Source organism: Streptomyces liliiviolaceus (assembly GCF_018070025.1).
GTDB lineage: Bacteria > Actinomycetota > Actinomycetes > Streptomycetales > Streptomycetaceae > Streptomyces > Streptomyces liliiviolaceus.
In genome coordinates this window covers 5,580,552-5,606,545 of sequence record NZ_JAGPYQ010000001.1, presented here as the reverse complement: position 1 = coordinate 5,606,545, position 25,994 = coordinate 5,580,552, and the positions used below count along the sequence as shown (strand labels likewise).

Here is a 25,994-nt window from a genome sequence, read left to right as displayed (position 1 = left end):
ATGGTGCGCCGCGTCCTGACCCTGACCTCCGGCCGGATCGCCGTGGTCATCCTCACCCTGATCGCGCTGCTGGCGGTCCTCGGCCCGCTGCTCGCCCCGCAGAACCCCCTGGCCACCAGCGACAACACCCTCGCCGCGGCCTCCGGGTCCCACTGGCTCGGTACCGACTACCTCGGCCGGGACACCTTCAGTCGGCTCCTGGACGGCTCACGCGTCAGCGTGCTCGGCTCCCTCGAAGTCGCCGTGATGGCCCTGGTCGTCGGCGCGATCCCGGGCATCCTGTCGGTCTACCTCGGCCGGACCTTCGAATGGCTCACCCTGCGGCTGGCCGACACCCTGGTCGCCCTGCCGTTCCTGCTGTTCGCGGTCGCCGTCATCGCCCTCCTGGGCAACGGCATCACCCAGGCCATGCTCGTCACCGGCGCCCTCGTCTCCCCGCTCTTCTACCGGGTGGCCCGCGCCGCCACCCTGGCCGTCGCCCGCTCGCCGTACGTGGAGGCCGCGCTCGTCGCGGGTGCCTCGACCGGCTGGATCGTCCGCCGCCACGTCTGGGTCAAGGTGCTCCCGCCGATCGCCGTCGCGCTCGCCCAGACCATCGGTGTCGGCTTCATCATCGTCTCCAGCCTCACCTTCCTCGGCATCGGCGTGCAGCCTCCCGCCCCCACCTGGGGCGGACTGCTCGCCTCCGACCTGGGCTACCTCAGCTACCAGCCGTGGGCGCCCCTCGCCCCCGCGGTACTGATCATGATCACCGTCTGGGCCAGCAACCTGCTCGCCGACGCGATCCGCGACGTCTCCGGCGAAGCGGGCCGGGCCTTCGTCAACACCCGCAAGGCCCGCGCCAATCGCCTCGGCAAGCCCGACCCCGTATCCACCGGAGGTGCGTGATGACCACGCTGTCCGCGAAGGCCGCACCCGGCACGACCCTGAGTGCCGCCTCGCCCGCCACCGAGCCCGTTGGTGAGCTTTCCACGGCCGGCGCGACGGCCGCCCCCGTGCTCGCCGTGCGCGGTGTGCGCATCAGCGACCGGGTCACCGACCGCGAGATCGTCCACGGTGTGAGCTTCGAACTCACCCCGGGGAAAACGGTCGGCATCGTCGGCGAGTCGGGCAGCGGCAAGACCCTCACCTGCCGGGCCACCCTGGGCATCCTGCCCCCGCACTTCGAGGTCTCCGCCGGTTCCGTCGAGATCGCCGGCACCGACATCGCGACCCTGACCCCCCAGCAGTGGACCGCTCTGCGCGGCGCCACGATCAGCGCCGTCTTCCAGGACCCGGCGTCCTACCTCAACCCCTCGATCCGGGTGGGCGCGCAGATCGCCGAGGTCATCCGGGTCAAGAAGGGCCTGAAGCGGCGCGAGGCACGCCACCGTGCCGTCGAACTGCTCCAGGCCGTCCAACTGCGTGACCCCGAACTGGTCTACGGCCAGTACACGCACGAACTGTCCGGCGGCATGCTCCAGCGCGTCCTGATCGCCGCCGCGATCGCCGCCGACCCGCAGATCCTCATCGCCGACGAGGCGACGACCGCGCTCGACGTCACGGTCCAGGCCGAGATCCTCGACCTCCTCGCCGAACTGCGCGAACAGGCCGGGCTCGCCCTGGTGGTCGTCTCCCACGACCTCGCCGTCGTCGCCCAGCTGTGCGACGAGGTCCTCGTCATGCGCGAGGGCGAGGTGGTGGAACAGGGTCCGACGAGCGACGTGCTCCACCGTCCGCGCCACGAGTACACCCGACTGCTCATCGCCGAGCACGACCAGTACGGCCTGGAGAAGTTCCTCACGCCGCAGGAGGCATCGTGACCACCGAGGACGAGCAGGAACAGCGGCCCGCCGACGCCGGGACGGACGGGCGGGCCGTCCTTGAGGTCACCGGCCTCGACGTGCACTACGGATCCCGCAGACAGCGCCGCCGCGCCCTGCACGGCGTCTCGCTGAGCGTCGCTCCCGGGGAGACCGTCGGCATCATCGGCGAGACGGGATCGGGCAAGTCCACCTTCGCCCGTACGGTCCTGGGCCTGGTACGCGCCTCCGCGGGCCGGATCGTCATCGGCGGCGAGGACGTCGGGGCGTACGGCAGCCGTCAGTGGCGCAGGCTGCGCCGCCGAGGCGTCGTCCAGTACGTCTTCCAGGACCCGCTGCGCAGCCTAGACCCCGACCTCACCATCGAGGACTCGCTCATCGAGCCGCTGCTCATCCAGGGCGTGGCACGACAGGAAGCGGCCCGCCGGGCGCGTACGTTCCTCGCCCGCGTGCAACTCTCCGAGGACCTGCTCGACCGGCTGCCTGGGGAGCTGTCCGGCGGTCAGCGCCAGCGGGTCGCGGTGGCCCGGGCACTGGTCACCGAACCTAAGCTGGTCATCCTCGACGAGCCGGTCAGCGCCCTCGACTCCGCCAACCGCGTCCAGATCCTGCAGATCCTCAAGGACCTGCGCGCGGCGGGCGTGGCCCTCGTCTTCATCTCCCACGACCTGGGGTCCGTCGCCGGTGTCGCCGACCGCATCGCCGTGCTCTACCAGGGCGAACTCGTCGAGGTCGGCGCGGCCCGCGAGGTCATCACCGACCCGCAGCACGTCTACACCCGGCTGCTCGTCGGCTCCGCGCCCACCCTGCGCAGCGCCTCGGCCGACCGCGCGGAACGCGACCGGCTCCGCGCGCTGCTGCACGCTTGAGCCCACGCACCTCGGTGCGCCGACGACCCCCTACACCCCTCAACTTCCGCACCACCGAGAGGAATCCGCATGCCCCGCACGATCCACCTCGCCCTGCACCCCTACGGCGTCGGCGGCCCCGGCCAGCACGGTCTGTGGAAGGACCCGAGCGTCGCGAAGAACGCCAGCATCGACATCAACTACTACATCAAGCAGGCGCAGGCGGCCGAACACGCCCTGTTCGACGCCCTGTTCGTCGTCGACAGCCAGTTCATCAACGCGACCTACCCCTCGCACTATCTCAACCGGCTCGAACCACTGACCCTGTTGTCGGCGGTCGCCACCCACACCCGGCACATCGGCCTGGTCGGCACGGCGAGTTCGACGTACAACTCGCCCTTCAACCTCGCCCGCCGGTTCGCCTCCCTCGACCACATCAGCGGCGGCCGGGCCGGCTGGAACGTGGTGACCAGCTTCGACACCGGCACGTCCCGCAACTACGGGCTCGACGAGCACCTCGACTACACCACCCGCTACGGCAGGGCGCTGGAGTTCGTCAAGGTCGCCCGCGGCCTGTGGGACTCGTACGAGGACGACGCGTTCCCCGCCGACGTCGAGCGGGACATCTTCCTCGACCCGACCAAGCTGCACGCGCTCGACCACGAGGGCGAGCACTTCAAGGTCGCCGGGCCGCTCAATCTCTCGCGCTCGCCGCAGGGCCAGCCGGTCATCTTCCAGGCCGGTGTCTCCGAGGAGGGCCGCGACCTCGCCGCGCAGGTCGCCGAGGGCATCTACGCGCCCGGCGGTTCACTGCAGCAGGCGCAGGACTACTACGCCGACATCAAGAAGCGCACCGCCTCGTACGGCCGCGACCCCGAGCACATCAAGATCTTCATCCACGGCGGACCGATCGTCGCCGCCACCGACGAGGCCGCCCTGCGCCGCGAGCGGGAGATCTTCGAGGAGGACAACGACTTCAAGGGCAACCTCGCCCTGCTCGGCCGCTCCTTCGGCGCGTACGACTTCAGCGCGCACGACCTGGACGCGCCGTTCCCGGACGTGGCGCACCTCGCCGAGAAGGGTGGCCGAACCGGCGCGTCCAAGCTGATCGAGCGGGCGAAGGCTGAGAACCTGACTCTGCGTCAAGTGGCGGATTCCGTCAGCGAGTTCCGTCGATCGCCGTTCGTCGGGGCGCCGGGGACCGTGGCCGACACCATCGAGAAGTGGTTCGACGCCGGCACCTTCGACGGCATCAACCTCGCCTTCCGCAACAACGCCGACCTGGAACTCTTCGTCGACGGCGTCGTCCCGATCCTCCAGAAGCGCGGACTGTTCCGCACCGAGTACGCGGCCGACACCCTGCGCGGCAACCTCGGCCTGCCGGTCCCCGCCAACCGCAACACCCGCGAGCCCAGCCTCGCGGACGACTGAGGACAGCGACATGAGCGAACTGTCGGCGACGGGCGGGCGTGACGTCCACACGGTACGGTTCCCGGCCGCCACCCCGCCGGACACGGTGGACGTGCTGATCGTCGGCGCGGGCCCCGTCGGCCTCTCCGCCGCGGTCGAACTGGCCGGACGCGGCGTCCGCGTCGCCGTCGTGGACCGCGCCCGTACCGCGACCCTGGTACGGGCCGGCGCGATGGGACACACCCCGCGCGTGGTGGAACACTTCCGGCGCTGGGGGCTGCTCCAGCGCATCCGCGACGCCTGGACCTACCCACCGGAGTGGAACCAGGGCACCCGACTGGTCACCTCCCTGGCCGGACACGAACTCGTCCCGCTGCCGCGCCCCTCCTTCAACTCCCGGCGCCCCACGACCTCGTACGCGTCGGAGGAAGCGCTGCGACGGCCGCAGACCGTGCTCCAGCAGGTCTTCCTCGACCGGCTGAGGGAACAGGGCGTGAGCGTCGCGGGCGGCTGGGAGCTGCGGGCCCTGCACGAGCACGCCGACGGCGTCGACGCCGAGGTCGTGGGCGTTGGCGTGGCTGGTGACGGGGGTGAGCGGCGTACCGTCCGTGCCGCCTATGTGCTGGGCACCGACGGCGGGAGCAGTACCACCCGACGGCTGGCCGGCATCGAGCGCGAGGGCGAGCACGCCGCGGAGAAGCGGCTGCGGCTCATCGTCCGTACCGGCGACATCAGCGACCGCGTCGGCGCGGCGCCGAGCGGCAGCAACATCGTCGTCAACGCGAAGGCGTCAGGCTTCCTGGCGGCGGTGAGCACCCGCGAATGGCGGGTCTACGCCGGCCCGTACCCGCTCGACCACGAGCCCACCGAGGACGAGCTGCTGGAGATCGGCCGGGCCGCGTTCGGCTTCGACCTGGACCTCGAACTGGTCTCGGCGACGACCTTCTACCACGCCACCCGGATCGCCGAGACGTTCCACCGTGGCCGGGTCCTGCTGGCCGGCGACGCCGCGCATGTCCGTACCCCCGGCGGCAACCTCGGCGAGGGCTTCGGGGACGTGGTCAACCTCGGCTGGAAACTGGCCGCGGTGATCGGCGGCCACGCGCCGACGACGCTGCTCGACTCCTACGACGAGGAGCGCCGCCGGCACAACTGGCGGATCGCCGACCACTCGCTCCAGCGCGCCCGCCGTACCCAGTCGACCCTCGCGGAGATCCGCCGCGGCGGCATCCCCGACGACGCCGACCTCGGACCGGAGGCCGTACGGCGCCGGCAGGAGATCGGCGAACGGCTCGGCAGGGACCGGGACCCGGCGGCGGGCGTCACCTTCGACGAGCGCTACGACGCGTCGAGCGCGATCTGGTACGAACCCGGCCAGCTCGACTCCGAACCCCGCTGGCGTGCGGACGTCTACGAGGACGACCCGCGACCGGGCCACCGTGCTCCCGACGGACACGTCGATCCGTACGGCGGCACACTCCACGACCGCATCGGTGTCTCCCTGGCCCTGCTCGTGCTCACCGAGGACCGTGGCGTCGAGCAGGCCTTCGTGGCGGAGGCCGCGGCACGGGCGCTGCCCTTCGCCGTGATCCACCTGACCCACCCCGAGGCCCGCGCGGTCTACGGCACCGGCAACGTCCTCGTACGCCCCGACCAGCACGTCGCCTGGCGCGGCACCGAACTCCCCGGCGGAGGCGCCGGAGCCGTCCTCGACCGGGTGCTGGGGGCCGGCGGCGACCGACAGACCGGCACCGGGACCGGTGACACCGGCGCCTCGGGACTTGTCGCGGTCGGCGGAGCCGCAGGCGGTCCCGGACGCGGAGTTGAACGGTGAGCCGCCCGACAACTCGACGACGCACCGGGCGACTTCGAAAGGCGAGCACCACATGACGAACGGAACACCGCGCTTCAGACTCGGCTTCCTCACCCATGTCCAGGGGCGGGGCACCGACCTGGCACAGACCTACCGCAACGCCACCGAGCTCTTCGTCGCCGCCGACGAACTCGGCTTCGACGTCGGCTGGGTCGCCCAGCACCACGTCCCCGGCAGCGGCGGCGGCCTCTCCTCACCCTGGACGTTCCTCGCCCACGCCGCGGCCCGGACCACCCGCATCCGCCTCGGTACGGCCATCACGGTGCTGCCGCTGGAGGACCCGGTCCGCCTCGCCGAGGACGTCGCCGTCGTCGACACGCTCAGCGGCGGCCGCGTCGAGGTCGGCGTCGGCAGCGGCTACAGCGAGCTGGAGTACGCCGCTTTCGGCCGGGACCCCGCCCGCAAGCGCGAGTTGACCACCGAGCACCTGAACGTGCTGCGCACGGCCCTGGCCGGCGAGGAGGTGCGTGCGCCAGGATTCCGCGTCCAGCCCGCGCCCGGGGACTTCTCCGACCGCATCTGGCAGGGCGTCTTCAGCGGGCCCGGCGCACAGCACGCCGCCGCGGGCGGCTCGAACCTGCTGCTCAACCGGGCGGCGTACGGGTTCGACGCACCCACCGACGAGATCCAGCGGCCCTGGGCCGACGCGTACCTGGACGCGTGGGACCGGCCGCGTCGACCGCGGATCGGGCTGTCCCGGTTCGTGTTCCCGGCGAAGGACCGGCGCACGGCCCTTGCGCACATCGGCGACGACGTGCACCGGGCGGCGCTGCGCATGGCCGAGAACGGCGCCTTTCCCAAGGGCCTAGCCCCGGAGGAGGCGTTGCGCCGCTTCCACTGCTTCTACGGCTCCACCGAGGAGATCGTCGCGGAGCTGCGGCAGGAGAAGGCGCTGCCCCTCGCGACCGACCTGATCACCCAGTTCAACCCCGCCGTCCTCGACCACGACACCGCCATCCGCGCCCTCGAACTCATCGCGACCGAGGTGGCACCCGCCCTGGGCTGGCAGCCCGCGACCGAGCCCGCACTCGCTGGAGTCTGACATGACCGAATACACAGACCACCACGCCCCCGAGGGCCTGCGCACGCGCGGCACCGTCATCGTGGTGCCCGGCAGGGGAGAGACCCGCGAGACCTACATCCGGCTGGGCAGGCGGCTCGCCGCCGACGCCTACCGCGTCCGTGTCGTCGACGCCCCGGACATCGACGCCGACGACCTGGACGGCCAACTGGCCGACTTCGGAGCCCGGTTGACCGCCGCCGGGGACGGGACCGCGGGGGCGAACGGGCCCGAGGACGGGGTCGAGGGCGGGATCGTCCGCCCGGTCGTGCTCGTCGGCGCGGACACCGGTGCCCTCGCCGTCGCCGCGCTGCTCGGCGTGGGCGACACCACGGGCGGGGCCCCGACCGGCCTGCGACCGGACGCCGTCGTCCTCGCCGGGCTCCCGGGCCACGCGACCGGTGCCGTCGACGCCGCTGGCACCTGGGACGACGAACTCGACGTACGCACCTCCTGCCCCGCCCACCGGGGCAGGCTCACGGACGACACCCAGGTACGCCGTGGCGCACTCGGCGAGCCGGTGCCGGAAGCCCTGCTCGCGGCGGCCTACGGCAGCGAGGCCGATGTGCCCGCGCTGATCCTCGTCGGCGACGCCGATCCGCTAGCGGACCACGACGCGCTCGTCCGCACGGCCAAGTCCCTGCCCCGCGCCCGTCTGTCCACCGTCCGCGGCGGCCACCACGACGTGCTGAACGACCTGCAGCACCGCTCGGTGGCGGCCGAGATCGTCACCTTCCTGGAGACCCTGCGCAACGAACTGGTGCCACTGATCGCCGTGGAGACCAGCGACTGGTGAGCGGGCCCCTCCCCACCCCTCACGTGCCACGTCCGAACCCCGAACCCTGAAAGGTCCCCTCATGGCCGCGATTCTGTCCGTCTCCGGAAGCCCTTCGGCCACCTCCCGCACCACACGACTCCTGCGCCACCTGGACGACCGGCTACGGGACCAGGGGCACGACGTCGTCTCCCTGGAGGCGCGCACCCTGCCCGCCGAGGCGCTGCTCGGTGCCGACTTCCGGCACCCGGCCGTCGTCGAGGCCACGGCGCTGTTCGAGCAGGTGGACGGGGTGGTGATCGGCACCCCCGTCTACAAGGCCGCCTACTCGGGACTGCTGAAGTCGCTGCTCGACCTGCTCCCGCAGTACGCGCTGGCCGGCAAGACGGTGCTGCCGCTCGCCACCGGCGGCAGCACGGCCCACGTCCTGGCCATCGACTACGCGCTGCGCCCGGTACTGAGCTCCATGGGGGCCGCGCACATCGTCCAGGGCTGGTTCACGCTCGACAAGGACATCACCGCCGGGGACGACGGCGGTCTGACCGTCGCGCCGGGTGCGGCGGAGGCCCTGGCGCAGGTCACGGACCAGTTCTCCGTAGCTCTCGGAGGCCGTACGACGGTGCTGGCGCCCGTGGGGTAGAGCGGGTTCGGCCATCTCGGCCCTGCACATGATCTTTTTACGTTACCTTTGCCAATCGGGAACCTCTCCTGAGGCGGCAGCCGTTCATCTGACGGACCGCGTACAGGAATCAACCGTGTACAGGTAACAGCAGAAGCCGAGGTGGCAGTAGTGGCGATGTTCGACCGGCTCAAGGAGCAGGCGAAGAACCTCCAGCAGTCCCGGAGCGGCGGGGGAGGGACCGGCCAGGGACAGCACGGTGGCCACGGGGCCGGCTCGTCCTCCGCCGGTTCCTCGGGCTCCTCCGGTGGCGGCTCGAAGGCTCAGCTGCTCGGGCTGTTCAAGTCCCAGCTCGCTTCGGCGAAGGCCGAGTTGAAGAGCGGTTCCTACCGGGACGCCAGCATGGCGATGTGTGCCCTGGTGGCCGCGGCCGACGGGCAGGTCGACCCGGCGGAGCGGCAGCGCGTGGAGGAGCTGATCGCCTCGAACGAGGTGCTGCAGAACTTCCCGGCGGACCAGCTGCGTCAGCGCTTCAACCAGCACGTGGACCGGCTCACGGCCAACTTCGAACAGGGCAAGGCGGAGGCGCTGCGCGACATCGCGAAGGCTGCCAAGAAGCCGACGGAGGCCCGTGCGGTCGTCCAGACCGGCATGGTGGTCGCGGGCGCGGACGGTCACTTCGAGGCGTCCGAGCAGTACGCGATCCGCGAGGCGTGCCAGGCGCTTGGGCTGTCGCCCACGGAGTTCGGCGTCTGAGCGACGCGCCCTGTTCCGGCCCCGGCCCGGTCCGGCCCGGTCGTAGGGTGCGGCGCCGTCGTGGCTGATCGCGCAGTTCCCCGCGCCCCTGAAAATCGGGGCTGCGCCCCGGCTTTTCATCTCCGGCCGCACGGAACCCGCGCACCCGACCACGACGGCGCCGTCGTCTTCAGGGGCGCGGGGAACTGCGCGACCGGCCACGACGGCGCTTTTCGTCTTTAGGGGCGCGGGGAACTGCGCGACCGGCCACGACGGCGCTTTTCGTCTTTAGGGGCGCGGGGAACTGCGCGGCCAGCCACGACGGCGCGATCGTTTGAGGGTGCGGCCAGCCACGACGGCGCTGTCGTTTTTGGGGGCGCGGGGAACTGCGCGATCAGCCACGACGGCGCCGCAGACGGAAACACCAGGCCCTCCCACCCCTGGTCCCAGGACTGAACTGGCCGGTATACAAGGGCAGTCACTCGCCGTCCAGGACCCAGGGGGAACCTCTCGATGAACCGTCGCACCCAGCACGACAGGCCCGCATCGAGCCGCCGCCGCGCGACAGCCATGGCCGCGGCCGTCACCGGCTGCGCCCTCGTCATCGCCTCCGGCGCCCCCGCCGCGGCACACGGCGGCGGCTCCGGCAAAGGCCACGGCGGCGGACACGGCGGTACGCACAACAAAGGCACGGACTACGCCGCCCTGGGCGACTCCTACACCTCGGGCCCGCTGATACCGAACCAGGTCGACGCGAACTGCGCGCGCTCAGACCACAACTACCCCTCCCTCGTCGCCGCGGAGCGAAAAGTGTCCACGTTCAAGGACGTGAGCTGCGGCGGCGCCACGACCGAGCACATGTGGAAGGCCCAGGGCACCAACCCTCCGCAGCTCAACGCCCTGAAGCGGAGCACCGACCTGGTGACCGTCCAGATCGGCGGTAACGACTTCGGGTTCGGCACCATCATCGCCACCTGCGCGCAACTGAGCGCACAGGATCTCGCGGGCAACCCGTGTCAACGGCACTACAAGACGGCCTCCGGTGTCGACCAGCTGACGCTGAAGATCCTCGACACCGCCCCCAAGCTCGCCGCCGTGCTGCGGGCCGTGCACGCCAGGGCGCCGCACGCGCGCGTGCTCGTCGTCGGCTACCCGAATCTCCTGCCGGAGGACGGCAGCGGCTGCTACCCCTCGGTACCGTTCGCGGCCAAGGACTTCCCCTACCTGCGCGACACCGGTAAGCGCCTCAACCTGATGATGCGCGCGGTGGCGAAGCTCAACCGCGCGGAATACGTCGACACCTACGGGCCCACGATCGGCCACGACATGTGCAAGGCCCCTGCGGTCCGCTGGGTCGAACCCCTGCAGCCGGCCTCGCCCGCGGCCCCCGCACACCCCAACGCCAAGGGCGAGGCGGCCATGGCGGGCGCCGTCCTGAAGCAGCTGCGCAAGGGCCACGGCCGCTGACAGAGACCCCTGACGGAAACCTCTGACGGAAAACCCTTTCCCGTCCGCTCCCGCTCCGTTCCGGAGCCGACTCGCCGGTCGCGGAGGTACGTCGGCTCGTCTTGTTGAGGGATCACCATGTGCGATGAGGGGACTCGGGGGCACAGGGGAGTGGGGGGAGCCCGACAGTACGCGGCCGGTGAAAGGGATGAACATCGTGGTACGACCGAAGATCTTGGTGGTGGGAGCGGGCTTCGCGGGAGTGGAGTGCGTCCGCCGCCTGGAGCGCAAACTGGGACCCGACGAGGCCGACCTGGCGCTGGTGACACCGTTCTCCTACCAGCTCTACCTGCCACTGCTGCCACAGGTCGCCTCCGGGGTGCTCACCCCGCAGTCCATCGCCGTGTCGCTGCGCCGCAGCCGCAGGTACCGCACCCGCATCATTCCCGGCGGTGCCATCGGCGTGGACGTGAAGGCGAAGGTCTGCGTCGTCCGCAAGATCACGGGCGAGATCGTCAACGAACGGTACGACCAGATCGTGCTGGCGCCGGGCAGCGTCACCCGTACCTTCGACATCCCGGGCCTCGTCGACAACGCCCGCGGGATGAAGACGCTCGCCGAGGCCGCGTACGTCCGTGACCATGTGATCTCGCAGCTCGACATCGCCGACGCCAGCCACGACGAGGCCGAGCGGGCGGCCCGGCTCCAGTTCGTGGTGGTGGGCGGCGGCTACGCCGGTACCGAGACGGCCGCGTGCCTGCAGCGTCTGACGCACAACGCCGTCAAGCGCTACCCGAGGCTCGACCCGAAGCTGATCAAGTGGCATCTGATCGACATCGCGCCGAAGCTGATGCCCGAACTGGGCGACAAACTCGGCATCAGCGCCCTGCAGATCCTGCGCAGGCGCGGCATCGAGGTCTCGCTGGGCGTGTCCATCGAGAAGGCGGGCCCCGAAGAGGTCACCTTCACCGACGGCCGGGTGATCCCCACCCACACGCTCATCTGGACCGCCGGAGTCGCGGCCAGCCCGCTCATCGCGACCCTGGGCGCCGAGACGATCAAGGGGCGCCTCGCGGTCAGCTCGGAGATGTCCCTTCGCGGCCACGACGGTGTCTTCGCACTCGGCGACGCCGCCGCCGTACCGGACGAAGCCAAGGACGTGGAGGGCGCCGTCTGCCCGCCGACCGCCCAGCACGCGATGCGCCAGGGCAAGCACGTCGCCGACAACGTCATCGCCGCGCTGCGCGGCCAGGCGATGACGCCGTACGTCCACAAGGACCTGGGACTCGTCGTCGACCTCGGCGGCTTCGACGCCGTGTCCAAGCCGCTCGGCGTCGAACTGCGCGGCCTGCCCGCCCTGGTCGCCGCCCGCGGCTACCACTGGGGGGCGCTGCGCACCAACGTGGCGAAGGCCCGGGTGGCGACGAACTGGGTGCTGAACTCCCTGGCCGGCGACGATTTCGTACGCACCGGATTCCAGTCGCGTACGCCCGCCACGCTGCGGGACTTCGAGTACACGAACGCGTATCTGACGCCGGAGGAGATCCGGGAGCGTACCAAGGCCGGGTGACGACAGCGTCCGTGCCGGTTCCGGTGCGGATGCAGGTGCGGGTGCCGATGCCCGGAAGGTGACCGGGGAGGTGACCGGGAGGGCAGGCGGGCCTTCCGACGCGTACCGAGGTGGGCGCACGCCGATTCGCGGCGTGCGCCCATCACTTCGCCGAGGCGCCCCACGACGGCCTCGCCCGGTTCCTCGGCGACCCCGAACGGGCCGCGCGAATCGTCACGGGAGCACCCGGGAATCACCGCAGGAACCTCCGTGAATCACCGCAGGACCGGCAAGGCCTCCGTGGGTACCATGCGACGTGCCCGTCACCTCCAACGCACCACGCGGACACCGCCCACCACACAACAGCGCAACGGGGCCCACGGCCCCCACCACACGATGGGGTAACCAGTGCTATTGAAAACCTTCGGCTGGTCGTTCGCGGTCACCGCGCTCGCCCTGGTCGCAGCGGTCTTCTACGGAGGGTGGACCGGCTTCGGCATCGTGGCGATCCTCGCCATCCTCGAAATCTCCCTGTCGTTCGACAACGCGGTCGTCAACGCCGGAATCCTGAAGAAGATGAACGCCTTCTGGCAGAAGATCTTCCTCACCGTCGGTGTCCTCATCGCCGTGTTCGGTATGCGACTGGTCTTCCCCGTCGTCATCGTGGCGGTCAGCGCCTCCATGGGCCCGATCGAGGCCGTCGACCTCGCCCTCACGGACAAGGACCGCTACCAGCAACTGGTCACCGACGCCCACCCGTCGATCGCCGCCTTCGGTGGCATCTTCCTGCTGATGATCTTCCTCGACTTCATCTTCGAGGACCGTGACATCAAATGGCTCGGCTGGCTGGAGCGGCCGCTCGCCAAGCTCGGCAAGGTCGACATGCTGTCGGTCTGCATCGCCCTGATCGTGCTGCTGATCACCTCCCTGACCTTCGCGGCCCACGCCCACCAGCACGGTGGCGCGCACGCCGACAAGGCGGAAACGGTCCTGCTCTCCGGTATCGCGGGCCTGGTCACGTACATGATCGTGGGCGGTCTCTCGGGTCACTTCGAGAACCGGATCGAGGAGGACGAGGAACGCGAGCAGGAGGCGCAGGGTGAGGCCGAACGCACCGGCAAACCCCGCTCCGCGGTCGCCCTGGCGGGCAAGGCCGCGTTCTTCATGTTCCTGTACCTCGAAGTCCTCGACGCCTCCTTCTCCTTCGACGGCGTGATCGGCGCGTTCGCCATCACCAACGACATCGTCCTGATGGCGCTGGGCCTCGGCACCGGCGCGATGTACGTCCGTTCGCTGACCGTGTACCTGGTCCGCCAGGGCACCCTCGACGACTACGTCTACCTGGAGCACGGCGCGCACTACGCGATCGGCGCCCTGTCCGTCATCCTCCTCGTCACCATCCAGTACGAGATCAACGAGGTGATCACCGGCCTGGTCGGCGTCGTCCTGATCGCCTGGTCCTTCTGGTCCTCCGCGCGCCGCAACAAGGCACTCGCCGAGGAGGGATCGGAGGACCCGGCCGATCCGGACAAGGACAGGGCCGGGGCCGCGACCGGTTCCTGAGCCCCCGGCGGCACTTCCGTCCTGTCACCGACGACCTTTGTCCATGGCCCCATTCCGCCGCCGACGGCGAGGGTGGGGCCATGAGTCGATTCGGCGGGGCCGGGGGAGGGACGACGGCGCCGGCCGGGCTCATCGCGCTGGCGCTCGGCGGGTTCGGCATCGGCCTGACCGAGTTCCTGATCGCCGGTCTGCTGCCCCAGGTGGCGTCGAGCTTCGCGGTGTCCGAGGCGGCGGCGGGCCGGCTGATCTCCGGGTACGCGCTGAGTGTCGCCGTCGGTGCGATGGTGCTGACCGCGGCGACGGCCCGGCTGCCCCGCAAGCAGGTGCTGGCCGGCCTGGTGGCGTTGTTCGTCGTCGGCAACCTGCTCTGCGCCGTCGCGCCGGACTACGAGGTGATGCTGCTCGGGCGGATCGTCGCGGCGCTGTGCCACGGCTCGTTCTTCGGCATCGGCTCACTGGTCGCCCGCGGTCTGGTCGCGCCGGAGAGGAAGTCCCGCGCGGTGGCGGTCATGTTCGCCGGACTGACAGTTGCCAACGTGCTGGGCGTGCCCTTCGGCGCGCTCGTCGGCGAACGCTGGGGCTGGCGCGCCGCCTTCTGGTCGGTCACCGCGATCGGCGTACTCGCCCTCGCGGGCATCCTCGCCCTGGTGCCGCCGGACCCGGCGGAGTCACGGTCGGCCACGGCGACGACGGGCGGGGTACGGGCCCAGTTCCGCGCGTTCCGGTCCTGGCAGGTGTGGCTGACACTGACGGCCACCGCGCTCGGCTACGGCGGCATGTTCGGCGCGTTCACCTACATCGCCTATACGTTCACGGAGGTCGGCGGCTTCTCCTCGGCGGACGTCGCCTGGCTGCTCATGGTGTACGGGACCGGTCTGGTCGTCGGCAACATCGTCGGCGGGCGAGCGGCCGACCGTGACCGCGACCGCGCCCTGGTCCTCGCCCTGCTCGGACTCGCCGTCACCCTGGCCGCGTTCGGTCTGCTGGCCCACAGCGCCGTCGCATCGGTGGTCCTGGTGTTCCTGATGGGGGTGTTCGGGTTCGCCGGGGTGCCCGGCATGATCACCCGCGTCACCGACCACGCCCACGGGGCGGCGCTGGCGGCGAGCGCCAACGTGTCCGCGTCGAACATCGGCAACGCGCTCGGAGCCTGGCTCGGCGGCCTGGCCCTCACCGCGGGCCTCGGCTACACCGCCCCGCTCCACGTCGGCGCGGGAATCACCCTGATCGCCTTCGTGGTCATGGCCGTCGCCGCACGACTGGCCAGGACACCCGGGCGCCGCCACGAGAACCTCCGGTTCGACCAGCGGCGCCGGCCTCGACGAGACTGGAGGAGACACGACGGTCGTTCCCCCCACCAGTAGGTCGGTAGATGCAGCAGCCACAGAACGAACTCGGCGCCTTCCTGCGCGCGAACCGAGCCCGCACCGAACCGACCGATGTCGGTCTGCCCGCCGGTGGCGGCAGCCGCAGGGTCGCGGGTCTGCGACGGGAAGAGGTGGCCGTACTGGCCGGTGTGAGCGCCGACTACTACGCCCGCCTGGAACAGGGGCGTGAGCGCAACCCCTCACCCCAGGTGGTCGACGCGGTGGGCCGGGCCATGCGACTGACACCGGACGCGCGGACTCACCTCTTCCGGCTGGCCGGCCTGCACCCCGCGCTCACCTCGGCAGCGGGCCGCGACCTGGTCCACCCCTCGCTGCTGCACCTCCTGGACGCCTTCCCCGGGGCCGCCGCCTATGTCCTGAGCCCCGCCTTCGACGTACTCGCGAAGAACGCCGTCGCCACCGCGCTCCTCGCCCCCTTCGAGGGCACGCCGAACATGGTCCGGGTGCTGTTCCAGCACCCGCGGGCGCGCGAGGTCTTCGTCGACTGGGCCGTCGTGGCGCGCGCCACCGTGCACGCCCTGCGGCTGCACGCGGGCCGCTTCCCCGACGACCCCGCCATCGGCGGCCTGGTGTCCGAGCTGTCGCGGACGGCACCGGACTTCCTGCGCCTGTGGCAGGAGAACGAGGTGGAGAACCTGGCCCGCGCGTACAAGGTGTTCGTCCTGCCCGGCGCCGGCCGTATCGAGCTGACGTACCAGACCTTCGACGTGCACGACGCTCCCGGGCAGCAGCTCCTGGTCGGCGTACCCGAACCCGGCAGCACGAGCGCCGCGGCGATCGAGTCCCTCCTGGCTCCGGCCGAACAGGGGAGCGGTTCCTGACGAGCTGCGGTGACGACCAGGCGGACCGGGACAGCACCTCCTGAGCAACCGACGCCTGAGAAACCGGCCCTGGGAAACCAGGACCGTAGGTGTCCGGATCTGCTCCTAGCCTGGACGCGAGGCACACAGCACCGGACGGTTCACCGCTCCGGACGGGCCTTTTCCGCAGTCCTCACCCCCTGCCTGGTTCATTTGGGAGCGCATCATGTCAGCCACCCCGCGCCTGCTCGTCTACGGAGCCACCGGATACACCGGGAAGCTCGTCGCCGAGCACGCCAAGGAGTCGGGCCTCGACATCGTCGTGGCCGGCCGCGACCCGGAGCGCGTCAAGGCGCTCGGCGACGAACTCGGCGTCGAGAGCCGTGCCTTCACGCTCGACGACCCCGCACTCGTGCGTGCCGCGCTCGACGGCATCACCGTGGTCCTGAACGTCGCCGGCCCCTTCCACCGCACCGCACGCCCGCTCATGGACGCCTCCATCGACCAGGGCGTCCACTACCTCGACACCACCGCCGAGTACGACGTCTTCGCCACCGCGCGCTCCCGGCACGCCGAGGCCACGGCCGCCGGCGTGATGGTCATGTCCGGCGTCGGCTGGGACGTCGTACCCAGTGACTCCGTGGCCGCCCACGCCGCCGCGCGCGTCACCGAACCCACCGCCCTGCGCCTCGCCCTCAAGCTCCTCAGCGCCACCCCCGAGGAGGCGCGCGGCCTGAACCTCTTCTCCCGCGGGTCCATCGTCAGCGCCACCGAGGGCATCGGCGACCTGGGCACACTGGTCCGTACCGACGGGGACATCGTCGCGCTGCCGGAGCCCAAGGTGGCCTCCTTCGACTTCGGCGACGACGGCCCGGAGGAGTCGGTGTCCGTGTCCATGGGCGACCTGATCACCAGTCACTACGCGCTGGGCATCCCCTCGATCGAGGTGTACGTGCAGATCGGGCAGCCCCTTCCCGTCGACCTCGACCTGGCGGCGCTGCCCGACGGGCCGACCGCGCGGGAGCGGGAGGTGGGACGCAGCAAGGTCGTCGCCGAGGTGACGGGCCGGGACGGCACCGTGGTCCGCTCCCTGATCGACACACCGACGGGGTACCGGTTCACCCAGCTCTCGTCCGTGGAGATCGCCCGCCGTGTGCTGGCCGGCTCCTTCACACCCGGTTTCCAGTCACCTTCCTCCGCCTACGGGCCCGAGCTGGCCCTGGCTGTCGGCGACACGCAGATCAAGGACCTGTAGGCAGCCACAGCCGGTCACACGACCGGCGACCGGGCGCAGCCTGGGTGTGGGACTCCTAGGCAGACACGTCCTTCTCGGCGGGGTGCCGCTCGACCAGACTGACGGTGTTCGCCCGACGGAGGCGGACGGAACCCCTGGAACCCTGGTGAAAGGCCACTGCCATGTCGTCTCCCACTGCCCCGATGTCGAGCGCCCGACAGATCGAGAACCTCATCGCCCGCTACTCCCACCTCGTCGACGAGGGCGACTTCGAGCGGTTCGGCGCGCTCTTCGAGAACGCCGACTTCGTATCCGGCGAGGTGAGCCTTCGCGGCGGCAAGGCCGTCGAGGAGCTGATCGGCGCCAGGCTCGTGGTGCACGACGACGGGACCCTGCGTACCCGGCACATCACGACGAACATCCTGATCGAGGTCGACGAGGACGACGACAGCGCCGAGGCGCGCTCGTACTACAGCATTCTCCAGGCGGTGCCCGGTCTTCTGCCGCTGCAGATGGTCGCGGCAGGCCGGTACCACGACCGCTTCGAGCGACGCGACGGCACCTGGTCCTTCGCACGACGGGAGGTCACCATCGACTTCACCGGCGACACCCGCTACCACCTCAAGGCCCCGCAGGACGCCTGAAACAGGCCGGGGAAGTCACCGGACAACGCCCTGGGGGACTTCCTGCGGGCCTGCCGGTCCCGGCTGACTCCCGCGGACGTCGGTCTGGGCCCCGGCGGTCGTCACCGACGGGTCGAAGGACTGCGCCGGGAGGAGGTCTCCGTCCTGTCGCAGGTCGGCGTCGACCACTACAGCAGGCTCGAACAGGGCAGGGCCCGCCACCCCTCGCCCCGGATCGTCGAAGCACTGGCCGAGGCCCTCCGGCTGGACCAGGACTCGCGACACCACCTGTTCCGTCTCGCCGGACTCGATCCCGGCCGGCGCCCCGACGACCCCCGCCGGCGCGTACACCCCGAACTGCTGCGCCTGCTGGATCTGTCGCACCCGTCGGCGGCCTACGTGCTGAGCCCGTCCTTCGACGTCCTCGCGGCCAACGCGGAGGCGAGGGCACTGCTGTCGCCGCTCGGCGGTGCCGGCGGCCCGGCCGGTGCCGGCACACAACTGAACCTGATCCGCGCCCTGTTCACCCACCCGCAGGCCCGGAACTACTACGCCCGGTGGCCGCTGGCCGCGACCGCCTCGCTGCACGCACTACGCCTCAACGCGGCCCGGCTGCCGAAAGACGCCGCGATCGCCGAGCTCGTCGCCGAACTGTCCGCCGGCACGGCCGACTTCGCGACGGCGTGGCAGGACGGGTCGGCAGCCTCCCTGGACCGCGCGTACGGGACCGTCGCCCATCCCCGGGCCGGACGCGTCGCGCTCACGTACCGCGTCCTCGGTGTGCAGGCCGCCCCGGGACAGCGACTGCTGATCGGCACCCCTGCCCCGGGGAGCCGCAGCGCCGAGGCCCTCGTCTACCTGGCGGCCATGGGCGGGCAGTGACCACCACGCCGAGCGGCTCCGACGCCGCACGACATCACACCCCATTTCGAGAACCGAGAAGGAACACCATGTCTCTCACCTCGTACCGCACCCTCGGCCGCTCCGGTCTGCGGGTCAGCCCGCTGGCCTTCGGCGCCATGAACTTCGACGACGGCAGCTGGGGCTCCGGCCCGGAGACCTCGTTCGGCCTGCTGGACCACTATCTCGACGCGGGCGGCAACTTCGTGGACACCGCCAACATGTACAACGGCGGCGCCTCCGAGGAGACCCTGGGCCGCTACTTCGCCCAGCGCCCCGGCCGCCGCGACCGTGTCGTCCTGGCGACGAAGTTCGGCGGCAGCATGCGGGCGGACGACCCCAACTCCGGCGGCGCCGGCCGCAAGGCGATCCGTGCCCAGCTGGACGCCTCCCTGCGCCGGCTGAAGACCGACTACGTCGACCTGTACTGGATGCACCAGTGGGACCGGCACACCCCCGTCGAGGAGACCCTGTCCACCCTCACCGATCTGGTGCGCGCCGGAAAGATCAACGCCATCGGTCTGTCCAACGTGCCCGCCTGGTGGGTCGCGGAGGCCGCCGCCACCGCCCGGCTGCGGGACTGGGAGCCCGTCGCCGCGCTCCAGGTCGAGTACTCGCTGCTCGCCCGCAGCGTCGAGGGCGAGACCTTCGGCGTCGCCCGCCGTTTCGGGCTCGGCATCACCCCGTGGAGCCCGCTGGCCAGCGGTGTCCTGTCCGGGAAGTACGCGCGCACCGCCACCGAGGTGGCCGGTTCCGGGCGCACGGCGTACGCCGCCGCCTACCTGACCGAAGCCACATTCGTCCTCCTGGACGCCCTGAAGTCGATCGCCGACGACCTCGGTACGACCGTGGCGGCGGTGGCGCTCGCCTGGGTCCGCCAGAGGTCGGAGGTGACATCAACGCTCGTCGGCGCCCGGACGCAGGAGCAGCTGGCCGCCAATCTCGCCTCGCTCGACGTCACGCTCACCGAGGAGCAGACCGGTGAGCTGAGCGAGCTCACGGCGCCGGTCCTCGACTACCCGCACAACATGATCGAGTCCATGGTCGGCTTCCAGCAGGGCGACACCACGATCAACGGCCGCGCCGCCAAGGCCTTCGTCCGCTGACCGCTCCCTTCCTTCCTCCGACTCCCTCCAATGGGCCATCGGCCCCGCCCGCCATCCGACGAGAACGGAACACACCATGACCGCCCTGTCCGAAACACTTGAGATCACCACCCTGCGCCCGGCCGCGGGCCACACCGCCGACGACTTCGTGAAGGCGAACGCCGACATCGACGCCTATCTCAGGCGACAGCCCGGCTTCCTGTGGCGGCGCATCGTCGGCACCGACGACGGACGGATCATCGACATCGTCGCCTACGACAGCCTGCCGCACGCGCGTGCCGGCGCCGCCGGAATCACCGGCGAGATGGCGGACTCGCCCGTCCACGCCACGATCGACCACGACAGCGTGGACTGGCAGCTCACCACCGCACTGCACCGGTCGGCGTGATGGAGTCTCCGTATCGGATACGTCCTTGCTCGTCCGCCCACGAACCGCATCACCACGCCACCACTCGAAGGACACCGGGATGAACGAGAAGCAGGCGCACGACGACCGGGCCGGACTCGTCGAGGCCGAGGACAGGGCACTGAAGGTCAGGGCGCAGTACGAACAGGTCGAGCAGCAGGTGCTGGGCAGGACATGGACCCTGCCGGAGCTCGCGATCGGCTTCACCAACGACGCCGCCTATGTCGGCCACCTGGTGCTCGCCGCCGAGCGCACCTGGGGCATCGACGGTGACGTGGACGCCGAACTGCGGCACAAGCTGGCCGAATGCCTGTGGTGGGTCTTCGTCCTCGCGGACCGGCTCGACGTCGACATGCCGGAGGCGTACGCGGCCACGATGGACCGCATCGGCGACGGCCTGGAACGGACGCTGCGCGGCATGCGCGCGTAGGGCCCCGACCCGGCGAAAGGAGTTCTCCGATGGCTTTTCCCACAGATCCCGTTCCAGCGGTCCGCTATCTGGCCGTCACCTTCGACTGCGCGGAACCCGTCGAGCTGGCACGTTTTTACAGCGAGGCACTCGGCCTGCCCGTCGCCCTGACCACCGACGGCTTCGTCCTGGTGGGCCGCCAGGGCACACCAGGACTGGGCTTCTACCGCGTGGACGACTACCGCCGCCCCACCTGGCCGGACTCCTCCGTACCGAAACAGGCCCACCTCGACCTGGGCGTGGACGACCTGGACGCGGCCGAGGCCCGGCTCGTCGCTCTGGGAGCCGTCACGGCCGGGGTGCAACCGCTCCCCGACCGGCGCCGCATCCTGCTGGACCCCGCGGGGCACCCCTTCTGCATCACCCTCTGAGACCGCGTCCGGGCCGGGACGGCGGGTCGCGCTGTGGCCGCCTCAGCCGTCCTGGCCGACGGGGATGTAGTTCGCGTACGCCTCGATGCGGTTGATCAGTTCGGCGTCGTCGAATCCGAAGTAGACCGCGGCGTGCACCTCGCCGCGCCTGCCGTCCTTCCCGGTCACGTGCACGACGTGCTGCTGGAGGACCCCGCCCGGCTGGGAGAGCTGGCGGAGGATGTCGTAGCGGACCGATTCATAGGATCCGATCTGTCTCTTCAGCCCGTCGAAGTACTCGTCGAGGGTCTCGTCGCCCTTGCCGTCGTTGTGCCAGACGGTGGCGGTGTCGGCGCACAGGGCACGCGCCGTGTCCCAGTCGGGCTTCTCCAGGGCAAGGAGATAGCTGACGACCTTGTCCCTGAGGTTCGAGCTCATGATGGTCCGTTCTCCTTCTTACTGGGCGGGGGGCGGGTTGTCGTGGTTGACGATTCCGTAGTCCGCCGCGAGGTCGGTGTGCTCGGCGTCCTCCCGTGCGTCGGCGGGGCCGACCGTGTGGAAGAGGCCTTCAATGGCTCCGGGGTTGTTGATGACGAGGACTTCCGCGGTCGGCGTGATCGTCTGGAAGGTGTGCGGGACCAGCCGGGACACGTAGACATAGGCGCCGGGCTCGGCGTCCCGCACCTCGCACTCGGCCAGCGAGGTCGAGCCGACCCAGAACCGGACGCGGCCCGACAGGACCACCCAGCTCTCGTCCTCGCGGCTGTGGGTGTGCAGCGGGGGCGCGTCCGCGCGGCCCACGGTGAGCCGCATGACGCTGGCCGCGCCGCTGGTCTCGGCGTTCGTCGCCACCTGTTCGATGACGTTGTCGTAGTAGCGGAAGTCCTGGCCGTCGCCCGGATTGCGTACGAGGGCAATGCTCATGGTGGGTCTCCTTCCGACGCGCGGCCCCATGCCGCGGCTCGGCCGCGGGCAGGGCGGATCGCCGGCGGTGCGGGGCCGTCGCGGCCCGCACGCCGGTCATGCCGGGCGTCATGGTTCAGAAGCCGCAGTGCGGCAGAGGGCAGGGTGATGTCGCTGAGCGTGCTCGCCTTCCCGGCGGGGCCGGGAAGGCGGATCAGGTTGTCGTCGTCGCCGGCTGCGGTGGGTGGTGGATCCAGTCGGGCAGCAGCGCGTACAGGCGGACCGCGATCTCCTCGGGGTCGCAGTCGGTGTTGCCTCCGACGGCCGCCGAGAAGACTCCGTGCACTCCGGAGGCCGTGTAGACGTCCTCCACCGAGTTCTGCGGGCCGGACTCCCGCTCGTCGATGCCGAGGTCGCGCCGGAGGGCGTGGAGCTGTTCGAGAAGCAGGTCGCCGATACCCATCAGCCCGCTGGACGACCGCCACGTCGAAGCCAGCAGGAAGAGGCTCCTGCGCTGCTTGAGGGTGTCGAGCATGGCGTTCAGCGTCGCCACGGCCACCTCGGCGGGCTCCCCGCCCCTCCGTCGATCGCTGATGTTCAGGTCGTGGAGGGCACGGAAATCGTCCGCGATCACGTACACCGCGGCCTCTTCGACCGAGTCGAAGTGGTTGTAGAAGGTGGCGCGGTGAATGCCGGCGGCTTCCGCCAGGGCGGAGACCGAAGGAGGTGACTTCTTCCGCTGCATGAGGTCGGCCAGGGCGTCCGCGATCGCCCGTCGCGAGCGGGTGAAGCGCGGATCCGCTTCGACGGCCGGGGACTGGTCACTCACCATGCACGCACACTACTGCGCAGGTCATCGACAGGCCCCACCCCCTCGGCCTTCGACGGCGGCCCATGGGGCCCGCCCGTGACCGTGGACGGTGGACGGGTGCCTTCGGAGCACTGGATTCCACTTCGTGCATGACACTCCTTCGGCTGGTTCGCTCTCGACGCTACCACTATTCGACAGTTGTCAAATAGTGGTCTACGGTGAAGGAACAACGACCCACCGACGAAGGACGCACCGTGTCGACGACCGACAGCCCCACCTCTCCCACGGCGACCGAGGACAAGTTCGCCGTGGTGGAGACCCTCTACCGCTACGCCGCAGGTCTCGACCTGCGCGACAAGGACCTGCTCGCCTCCGCCTTCGCGGACGACGCGGTGGCCGACTTCGGTCCGGCCACGAAGAAGGCGGGCCAGGAGTACCCGCCGATCAAGGGCGGGAAGACCATCGCCACGGCCCTGCTGGGCTCGCTCGGCCACCTGGACACCACGCACTCGCTGAGCAACCCGCGGGTGAGCCTCGACGGCGACACGGCCCACCTCGAAGGCATCATGGCGTGCCAGCACCTGCCCCGTACGGACCACTCGCGCCACGTCCTGATGACCAACCGGTACGACGTGGAGCTGGCCAGGCAGGGTGAGGTATGGGTCGTCCAGCACCTCACCGTCGACAACGCCTGGACCGAGGGCGATGCCTCTGTCCTCGCCGGGATCTAGGAACACATCCCATGAGCGACACATCCATTCCCGACCAGGTCCAAGTCCGTGACTGTGACGGTGACGGTGACCAAGTTCGAGTCCGTGACCGGGACGAGATCCGTGGACTGCTCACGGCCTACGCCTTCGGCCTGGACCGTCGCGACTTCGCCCGCGTCGCCGGCGCCTTCACCGAGGACGCCGAGGTACGGAACGTCTTCGACGCCTATCTGCCGGAAGGAGAGACGTTCAGCGGCCTGACTGTCGGCGGCGGTGTCGTCGCTGAGGGCGCCCGGCAGTTGTTCGCCAGCCTGGACGCGACACAGCACCTGCTGGGCGCTCAGGAAGTCGAGTTCACGGACGTGGGAGCACACGCGTCCACGCAGATCGTGGCCCACCATCACCGGGGCGGCGAGTACTACCACACGGGTGGCACGTACGAGGACGACCTCGTGCGTACGCCGGACGGCTGGCGCATCTCCCGTCGCACCCTGCGCATCACCTGGACGACGGGCAGCCCCGACGTGTTCTCCGCTGCCTGAGCGGGCGTCCGGAGTCAGTGCGAGCGAGGCGCGTACATGATGACCGCCATGCCCGCGAGGCAGACCAGGGCGCCGACGACGTCGTAACGGTCGGGGCGGTAGCCGTCGGCGATCATGCCCCAGGCGATCGATCCCGCGACGAAGACCCCGCCGTACGCGGCCAGGATGCGGCCGAAGTCGTCGTCGGACTGGAAGGTGGCGACCACGCCGTAGAGGCCGAGCGCGATGACACCGGCACCGATCCAGATCCAGCCCTTGTGTTCGCGCACGCCCTGCCACACCAACCACGCGCCGCCGATCTCGAAGAGAGCGGCGACGACGAAGAGGGCGACGGAACGAGCGACGGTCATACCGGCCGACCCTACCCGCGGACCTCGGCGGCGGCCGACAGCACCCGGTCGCGCCCGGGGCCGCCACGGGACGCCCGATGCCGGTCGTGCGTGGCTCGCCACGCGCTGGGTCACTCGCTGTGCCACTTGATGTGCCATTCCATGTGTCGCTCGATGTCCGGAATCCGGCGGGAAGTCGTACCAACCGGTGGGCGGTACTCCACGAATGCCGTAGTGACAGCCGGTGCGGTGCCCGATCGCCGAATCGCGGGATCCGAGCGATAGCGGGATGCTCGCGCGTCCCGGGGAGCGGTTCCGGAGACCGGGCGCCACCGGACAGGTTCGGTCGGCCTCGGCCGGGCGGCGCCCACAGCGCTCGCCCGGCGTGCGCCGGTGCGGAGGATGCGAACGAATGCCAGGCGGACCGGGGGCGGCGGGACATCAGGAGGACGGAGGACCGAGGGCGGCGGCAGCGGGCATCGGCCCGGTCGACGCCGTGGACACGGCCGAGGAACTGGCCGCGCTGCTTCGTTGCTCAGACGCGCCGCGCGCAGGGACGGCGGAGCACAGCCCACCTACCGTCAGCTGTCCGCGCTCACCGGCTGGGCGCACGGGGTGATCGGCGACTACTTCGCCGGCAAGACCCTCCCGCCGACGGACCGTTTCGACACCCTGGTCCAACTCCTCGGCGCCACGGGCCGTGAGCTTCGGCAACTCGCGACGGCCCGCGACCGGGTGGAGGAGGCCCGCCGCGCCCGCACGGCTCCGGCTCCCCACGGCCGCGCGGGCCCGCCCGGCACGGACGACCCCGGCGCTCTCGTCCCCGTCCCTCGCCAGTTGCCCGCGGACATCCCCGAACCCCCCTTGCAGAACCCGGGAGTTGTGCGTGCTCGACGTGCTGCGCCCTGGGCAGCGGGGGAGCGGTCCCGTCGTGGTCGCTCCCGACGGCCCCGGAGGCGTCGGCAAGTCGACACTGGCAGTGCACGCGGCCCAACGCTGCTCACCGAGCGACGGATGCTGATCGTCCTGGACAACGCGCTGGACGCCGCCCAGGTACGTCCGCTCCTGCCCGCGGGACACGGCTGTGCGGTCCTCGTCACCAGCCTCGGTGTCCTCGCCACCCTCAGCGGCGCCGTACACCTCCATCTCTCGCCCCTCACACCCCCGGCGTCCATCGAGGTCCTCGATCTCTGGGCCGGACCCGGGCGGCTCTCCGCCGAACGCGGCGCCGCCGAGACCATCGCCCACCACTGCGGCCATCTGCCCCTCGCCCTGCGCATCGCGGGCGCCCGCCTGGCGGCGCGTCCACGGTGGCCGGTACGGGAACTCGCCGACCGGCTCGCCGATCCCGCGGGCCGCCTCGCGGAGCTGTCCTTCGCGGACCTGGACATGCACACGGCTCTCGACGCCGGCCACCGGGAGCTGCTGGCCCGGGGACCCACAGGCCGCGCGGCGGCGCTCGCGCTGCCTCTGCTGGCGGCGGTGCAGGGCGAGTTGACCGTCACGGAGGCGGCCGCGACGAACGGAGCGGCGGTGTCGGCGACCGAGGTGATCCTGGAGCAACTGGTCGACGTGCAACTCCTGGAGTCACGTGCCCCGGGCCGCTACCGCTTCCACCCGCTCACCCGGCTGTTAGCCCTGCGATCGGCCGCCCGGAACACGGTCGTCGCCCGCGCGGCCCCGCGCTCCGGCGCGCAGCGGGCGGACTGACGACGCCTGCGACACCGGGCATCCGGCGCGGCT

Annotated in this window: 28 protein-coding genes and 1 pseudogene; 25 read left to right on the top strand and 4 right to left on the bottom strand. The window is 70.9% G+C overall.

Going from position 1 to position 25,994, the window contains the following annotated elements; all coding sequences use genetic code 11:
* The 22 genes and pseudogenes from J8N05_RS24415 to J8N05_RS24315 all read left to right on the top strand — a co-directional run bounded on the left by J8N05_RS24415 (window position 1) and on the right by J8N05_RS24315 (window position 20,977).
* A complete protein-coding gene (locus J8N05_RS24415) occupies window positions 1-888 on the top strand; it encodes an ABC transporter permease (protein WP_210885975.1) in 888 nt (295 codons plus the stop codon).
* On the top strand, window positions 888-1,802 hold the full coding sequence (locus tag J8N05_RS24410; protein WP_210885973.1) for an ABC transporter ATP-binding protein: 915 nt from the start codon (window positions 888-890) through the stop codon (window positions 1,800-1,802). Before J8N05_RS24415 ends, J8N05_RS24410 begins: the two co-directional genes overlap by 1 nt.
* On the top strand, window positions 1,799-2,671 hold the full coding sequence (locus J8N05_RS24405; protein ID WP_210885971.1) for an ABC transporter ATP-binding protein: 873 nt from the start codon (window positions 1,799-1,801) through the stop codon (window positions 2,669-2,671). The genes J8N05_RS24410 and J8N05_RS24405 overlap by 4 nt, the downstream gene beginning before the upstream one ends.
* 69 nt (window positions 2,672-2,740) lie before the next feature.
* Entirely contained in the window at window positions 2,741-4,081 is a 1,341-nt protein-coding gene (locus J8N05_RS24400; protein WP_210885969.1) for an LLM class flavin-dependent oxidoreductase, read from the top strand.
* Between the two features lie 10 nt (window positions 4,082-4,091).
* Window positions 4,092-5,894 (top strand): FAD-dependent monooxygenase, encoded by a 1,803-nt coding sequence (locus J8N05_RS24395; RefSeq protein ID WP_210885967.1) that lies wholly within the window; start codon window positions 4,092-4,094, stop codon window positions 5,892-5,894.
* 52 nt (window positions 5,895-5,946) lie between these two features.
* Window positions 5,947-6,975: an LLM class flavin-dependent oxidoreductase gene (locus tag J8N05_RS24390; RefSeq protein WP_210885965.1), complete on the top strand. Its 1,029-nt coding sequence runs from the start codon at window positions 5,947-5,949 to the stop codon at window positions 6,973-6,975.
* Window position 6,976: 1 nt separating this feature from the next.
* Window positions 6,977-7,789, top strand: coding sequence for an alpha/beta hydrolase (locus tag J8N05_RS24385; RefSeq protein ID WP_210885963.1), 813 nt, complete (start codon window positions 6,977-6,979; stop codon window positions 7,787-7,789).
* Between the two features lie 61 nt (window positions 7,790-7,850).
* Window positions 7,851-8,408 (top strand): NADPH-dependent FMN reductase, encoded by a 558-nt coding sequence (ssuE, locus tag J8N05_RS24380; RefSeq protein WP_210885960.1) that lies wholly within the window; start codon window positions 7,851-7,853, stop codon window positions 8,406-8,408.
* Window positions 8,409-8,558: 150 nt separating this feature from the next.
* Window positions 8,559-9,143: a tellurite resistance TerB family protein gene (locus J8N05_RS24375; RefSeq protein WP_210885957.1), complete on the top strand. Its 585-nt coding sequence runs from the start codon at window positions 8,559-8,561 to the stop codon at window positions 9,141-9,143.
* Window positions 9,144-9,635: 492 nt separating this feature from the next.
* On the top strand, window positions 9,636-10,589 hold the full coding sequence (locus J8N05_RS24370) for an SGNH/GDSL hydrolase family protein (protein ID WP_210885954.1): 954 nt from the start codon (window positions 9,636-9,638) through the stop codon (window positions 10,587-10,589).
* A 187-nt stretch (window positions 10,590-10,776) separates the two neighbouring features.
* Entirely contained in the window at window positions 10,777-12,138 is a 1,362-nt protein-coding gene (locus J8N05_RS24365) for an NAD(P)/FAD-dependent oxidoreductase (RefSeq protein WP_210885951.1), read from the top strand.
* 387 nt (window positions 12,139-12,525) lie between these two features.
* Window positions 12,526-13,680, top strand: a complete 1,155-nt coding sequence (locus J8N05_RS24360; RefSeq protein ID WP_210885947.1) for a DUF475 domain-containing protein — start codon at window positions 12,526-12,528, stop codon at window positions 13,678-13,680.
* Between the two features lie 80 nt (window positions 13,681-13,760).
* Entirely contained in the window at window positions 13,761-15,044 is a 1,284-nt protein-coding gene (locus tag J8N05_RS24355; RefSeq protein WP_210885944.1) for an MFS transporter, read from the top strand.
* 8 nt (window positions 15,045-15,052) lie between these two features.
* Complete coding sequence (locus J8N05_RS24350) at window positions 15,053-15,889, top strand: helix-turn-helix transcriptional regulator (RefSeq protein ID WP_210885941.1); 837 nt, start codon at window positions 15,053-15,055, stop codon at window positions 15,887-15,889.
* Window positions 15,890-16,094: 205 nt separating this feature from the next.
* Window positions 16,095-17,123, top strand: a complete 1,029-nt coding sequence (locus tag J8N05_RS24345) for a saccharopine dehydrogenase family protein (protein ID WP_210885938.1) — start codon at window positions 16,095-16,097, stop codon at window positions 17,121-17,123.
* A 182-nt stretch (window positions 17,124-17,305) separates the two neighbouring features.
* A complete protein-coding gene (locus tag J8N05_RS24340; RefSeq protein ID WP_247706456.1) occupies window positions 17,306-17,746 on the top strand; it encodes a nuclear transport factor 2 family protein in 441 nt (146 codons plus the stop codon).
* 30 nt (window positions 17,747-17,776) lie between these two features.
* Window positions 17,777-17,956: pseudogene (locus J8N05_RS47545) on the top strand (helix-turn-helix domain-containing protein); the annotation flags it as partial.
* 168 nt (window positions 17,957-18,124) lie between these two features.
* On the top strand, window positions 18,125-18,607 hold the full coding sequence (locus J8N05_RS47540; RefSeq protein WP_247706455.1) for an MmyB family transcriptional regulator: 483 nt from the start codon (window positions 18,125-18,127) through the stop codon (window positions 18,605-18,607).
* 68 nt (window positions 18,608-18,675) lie between these two features.
* Complete coding sequence (locus J8N05_RS24330) at window positions 18,676-19,731, top strand: aldo/keto reductase (RefSeq protein ID WP_210885934.1); 1,056 nt, start codon at window positions 18,676-18,678, stop codon at window positions 19,729-19,731.
* Window positions 19,732-19,807: 76 nt separating this feature from the next.
* A complete protein-coding gene (locus J8N05_RS24325) occupies window positions 19,808-20,119 on the top strand; it encodes a hypothetical protein (RefSeq protein ID WP_247706454.1) in 312 nt (103 codons plus the stop codon).
* A 79-nt stretch (window positions 20,120-20,198) separates the two neighbouring features.
* Complete coding sequence (locus J8N05_RS24320; protein ID WP_210885932.1) at window positions 20,199-20,567, top strand: nucleoside triphosphate pyrophosphohydrolase family protein; 369 nt, start codon at window positions 20,199-20,201, stop codon at window positions 20,565-20,567.
* Between the two features lie 29 nt (window positions 20,568-20,596).
* Window positions 20,597-20,977, top strand: coding sequence for a VOC family protein (locus tag J8N05_RS24315; protein ID WP_210885930.1), 381 nt, complete (start codon window positions 20,597-20,599; stop codon window positions 20,975-20,977).
* 42 nt (window positions 20,978-21,019) lie between these two features.
* Here J8N05_RS24315 and J8N05_RS24310 read toward each other — a convergent pair whose 3' ends face one another.
* The 3 genes from J8N05_RS24310 to J8N05_RS24300 all read right to left on the bottom strand — a co-directional run bounded on the left by J8N05_RS24310 (window position 21,020) and on the right by J8N05_RS24300 (window position 22,691).
* Window positions 21,020-21,394, bottom strand: a complete 375-nt coding sequence (locus J8N05_RS24310; protein ID WP_210885928.1) for a nuclear transport factor 2 family protein — start codon at window positions 21,392-21,394, stop codon at window positions 21,020-21,022.
* Window positions 21,395-21,412: 18 nt separating this feature from the next.
* Complete coding sequence (locus tag J8N05_RS24305) at window positions 21,413-21,880, bottom strand: cupin domain-containing protein (RefSeq protein ID WP_210885926.1); 468 nt, start codon at window positions 21,878-21,880, stop codon at window positions 21,413-21,415.
* A 193-nt stretch (window positions 21,881-22,073) separates the two neighbouring features.
* The gene (locus J8N05_RS24300; protein WP_210885924.1) at window positions 22,074-22,691 is read right to left on the bottom strand and encodes a TetR/AcrR family transcriptional regulator; all 618 of its coding nucleotides are present in this window, start codon (window positions 22,689-22,691) and stop codon (window positions 22,074-22,076) included.
* 233 nt (window positions 22,692-22,924) lie between these two features.
* On the opposite strand from J8N05_RS24300, the gene J8N05_RS24295 reads away from it, so the two are divergent.
* Together J8N05_RS24295 and J8N05_RS24290 are read left to right on the top strand one after the other, a co-directional pair.
* Window positions 22,925-23,401, top strand: a complete 477-nt coding sequence (locus J8N05_RS24295) for a nuclear transport factor 2 family protein (RefSeq protein WP_210885922.1) — start codon at window positions 22,925-22,927, stop codon at window positions 23,399-23,401.
* A gap of 11 nt (window positions 23,402-23,412) precedes the next feature.
* The gene (locus tag J8N05_RS24290; protein WP_210885920.1) at window positions 23,413-23,922 is read left to right on the top strand and encodes a nuclear transport factor 2 family protein; all 510 of its coding nucleotides are present in this window, start codon (window positions 23,413-23,415) and stop codon (window positions 23,920-23,922) included.
* A 14-nt stretch (window positions 23,923-23,936) separates the two neighbouring features.
* Here the strand turns inward: J8N05_RS24290 and J8N05_RS24285 are convergent, their stop codons facing one another.
* The gene (locus J8N05_RS24285; protein ID WP_210885918.1) at window positions 23,937-24,272 is read right to left on the bottom strand and encodes a YnfA family protein; all 336 of its coding nucleotides are present in this window, start codon (window positions 24,270-24,272) and stop codon (window positions 23,937-23,939) included.
* 510 nt (window positions 24,273-24,782) lie between these two features.
* Between J8N05_RS24285 and J8N05_RS24280 the strand changes: the two genes are divergently transcribed.
* On the top strand, window positions 24,783-25,961 hold the full coding sequence (locus tag J8N05_RS24280; protein WP_210885916.1) for a hypothetical protein: 1,179 nt from the start codon (window positions 24,783-24,785) through the stop codon (window positions 25,959-25,961).
* The last annotated feature ends 33 nt before the right edge of the window (window positions 25,962-25,994 follow it).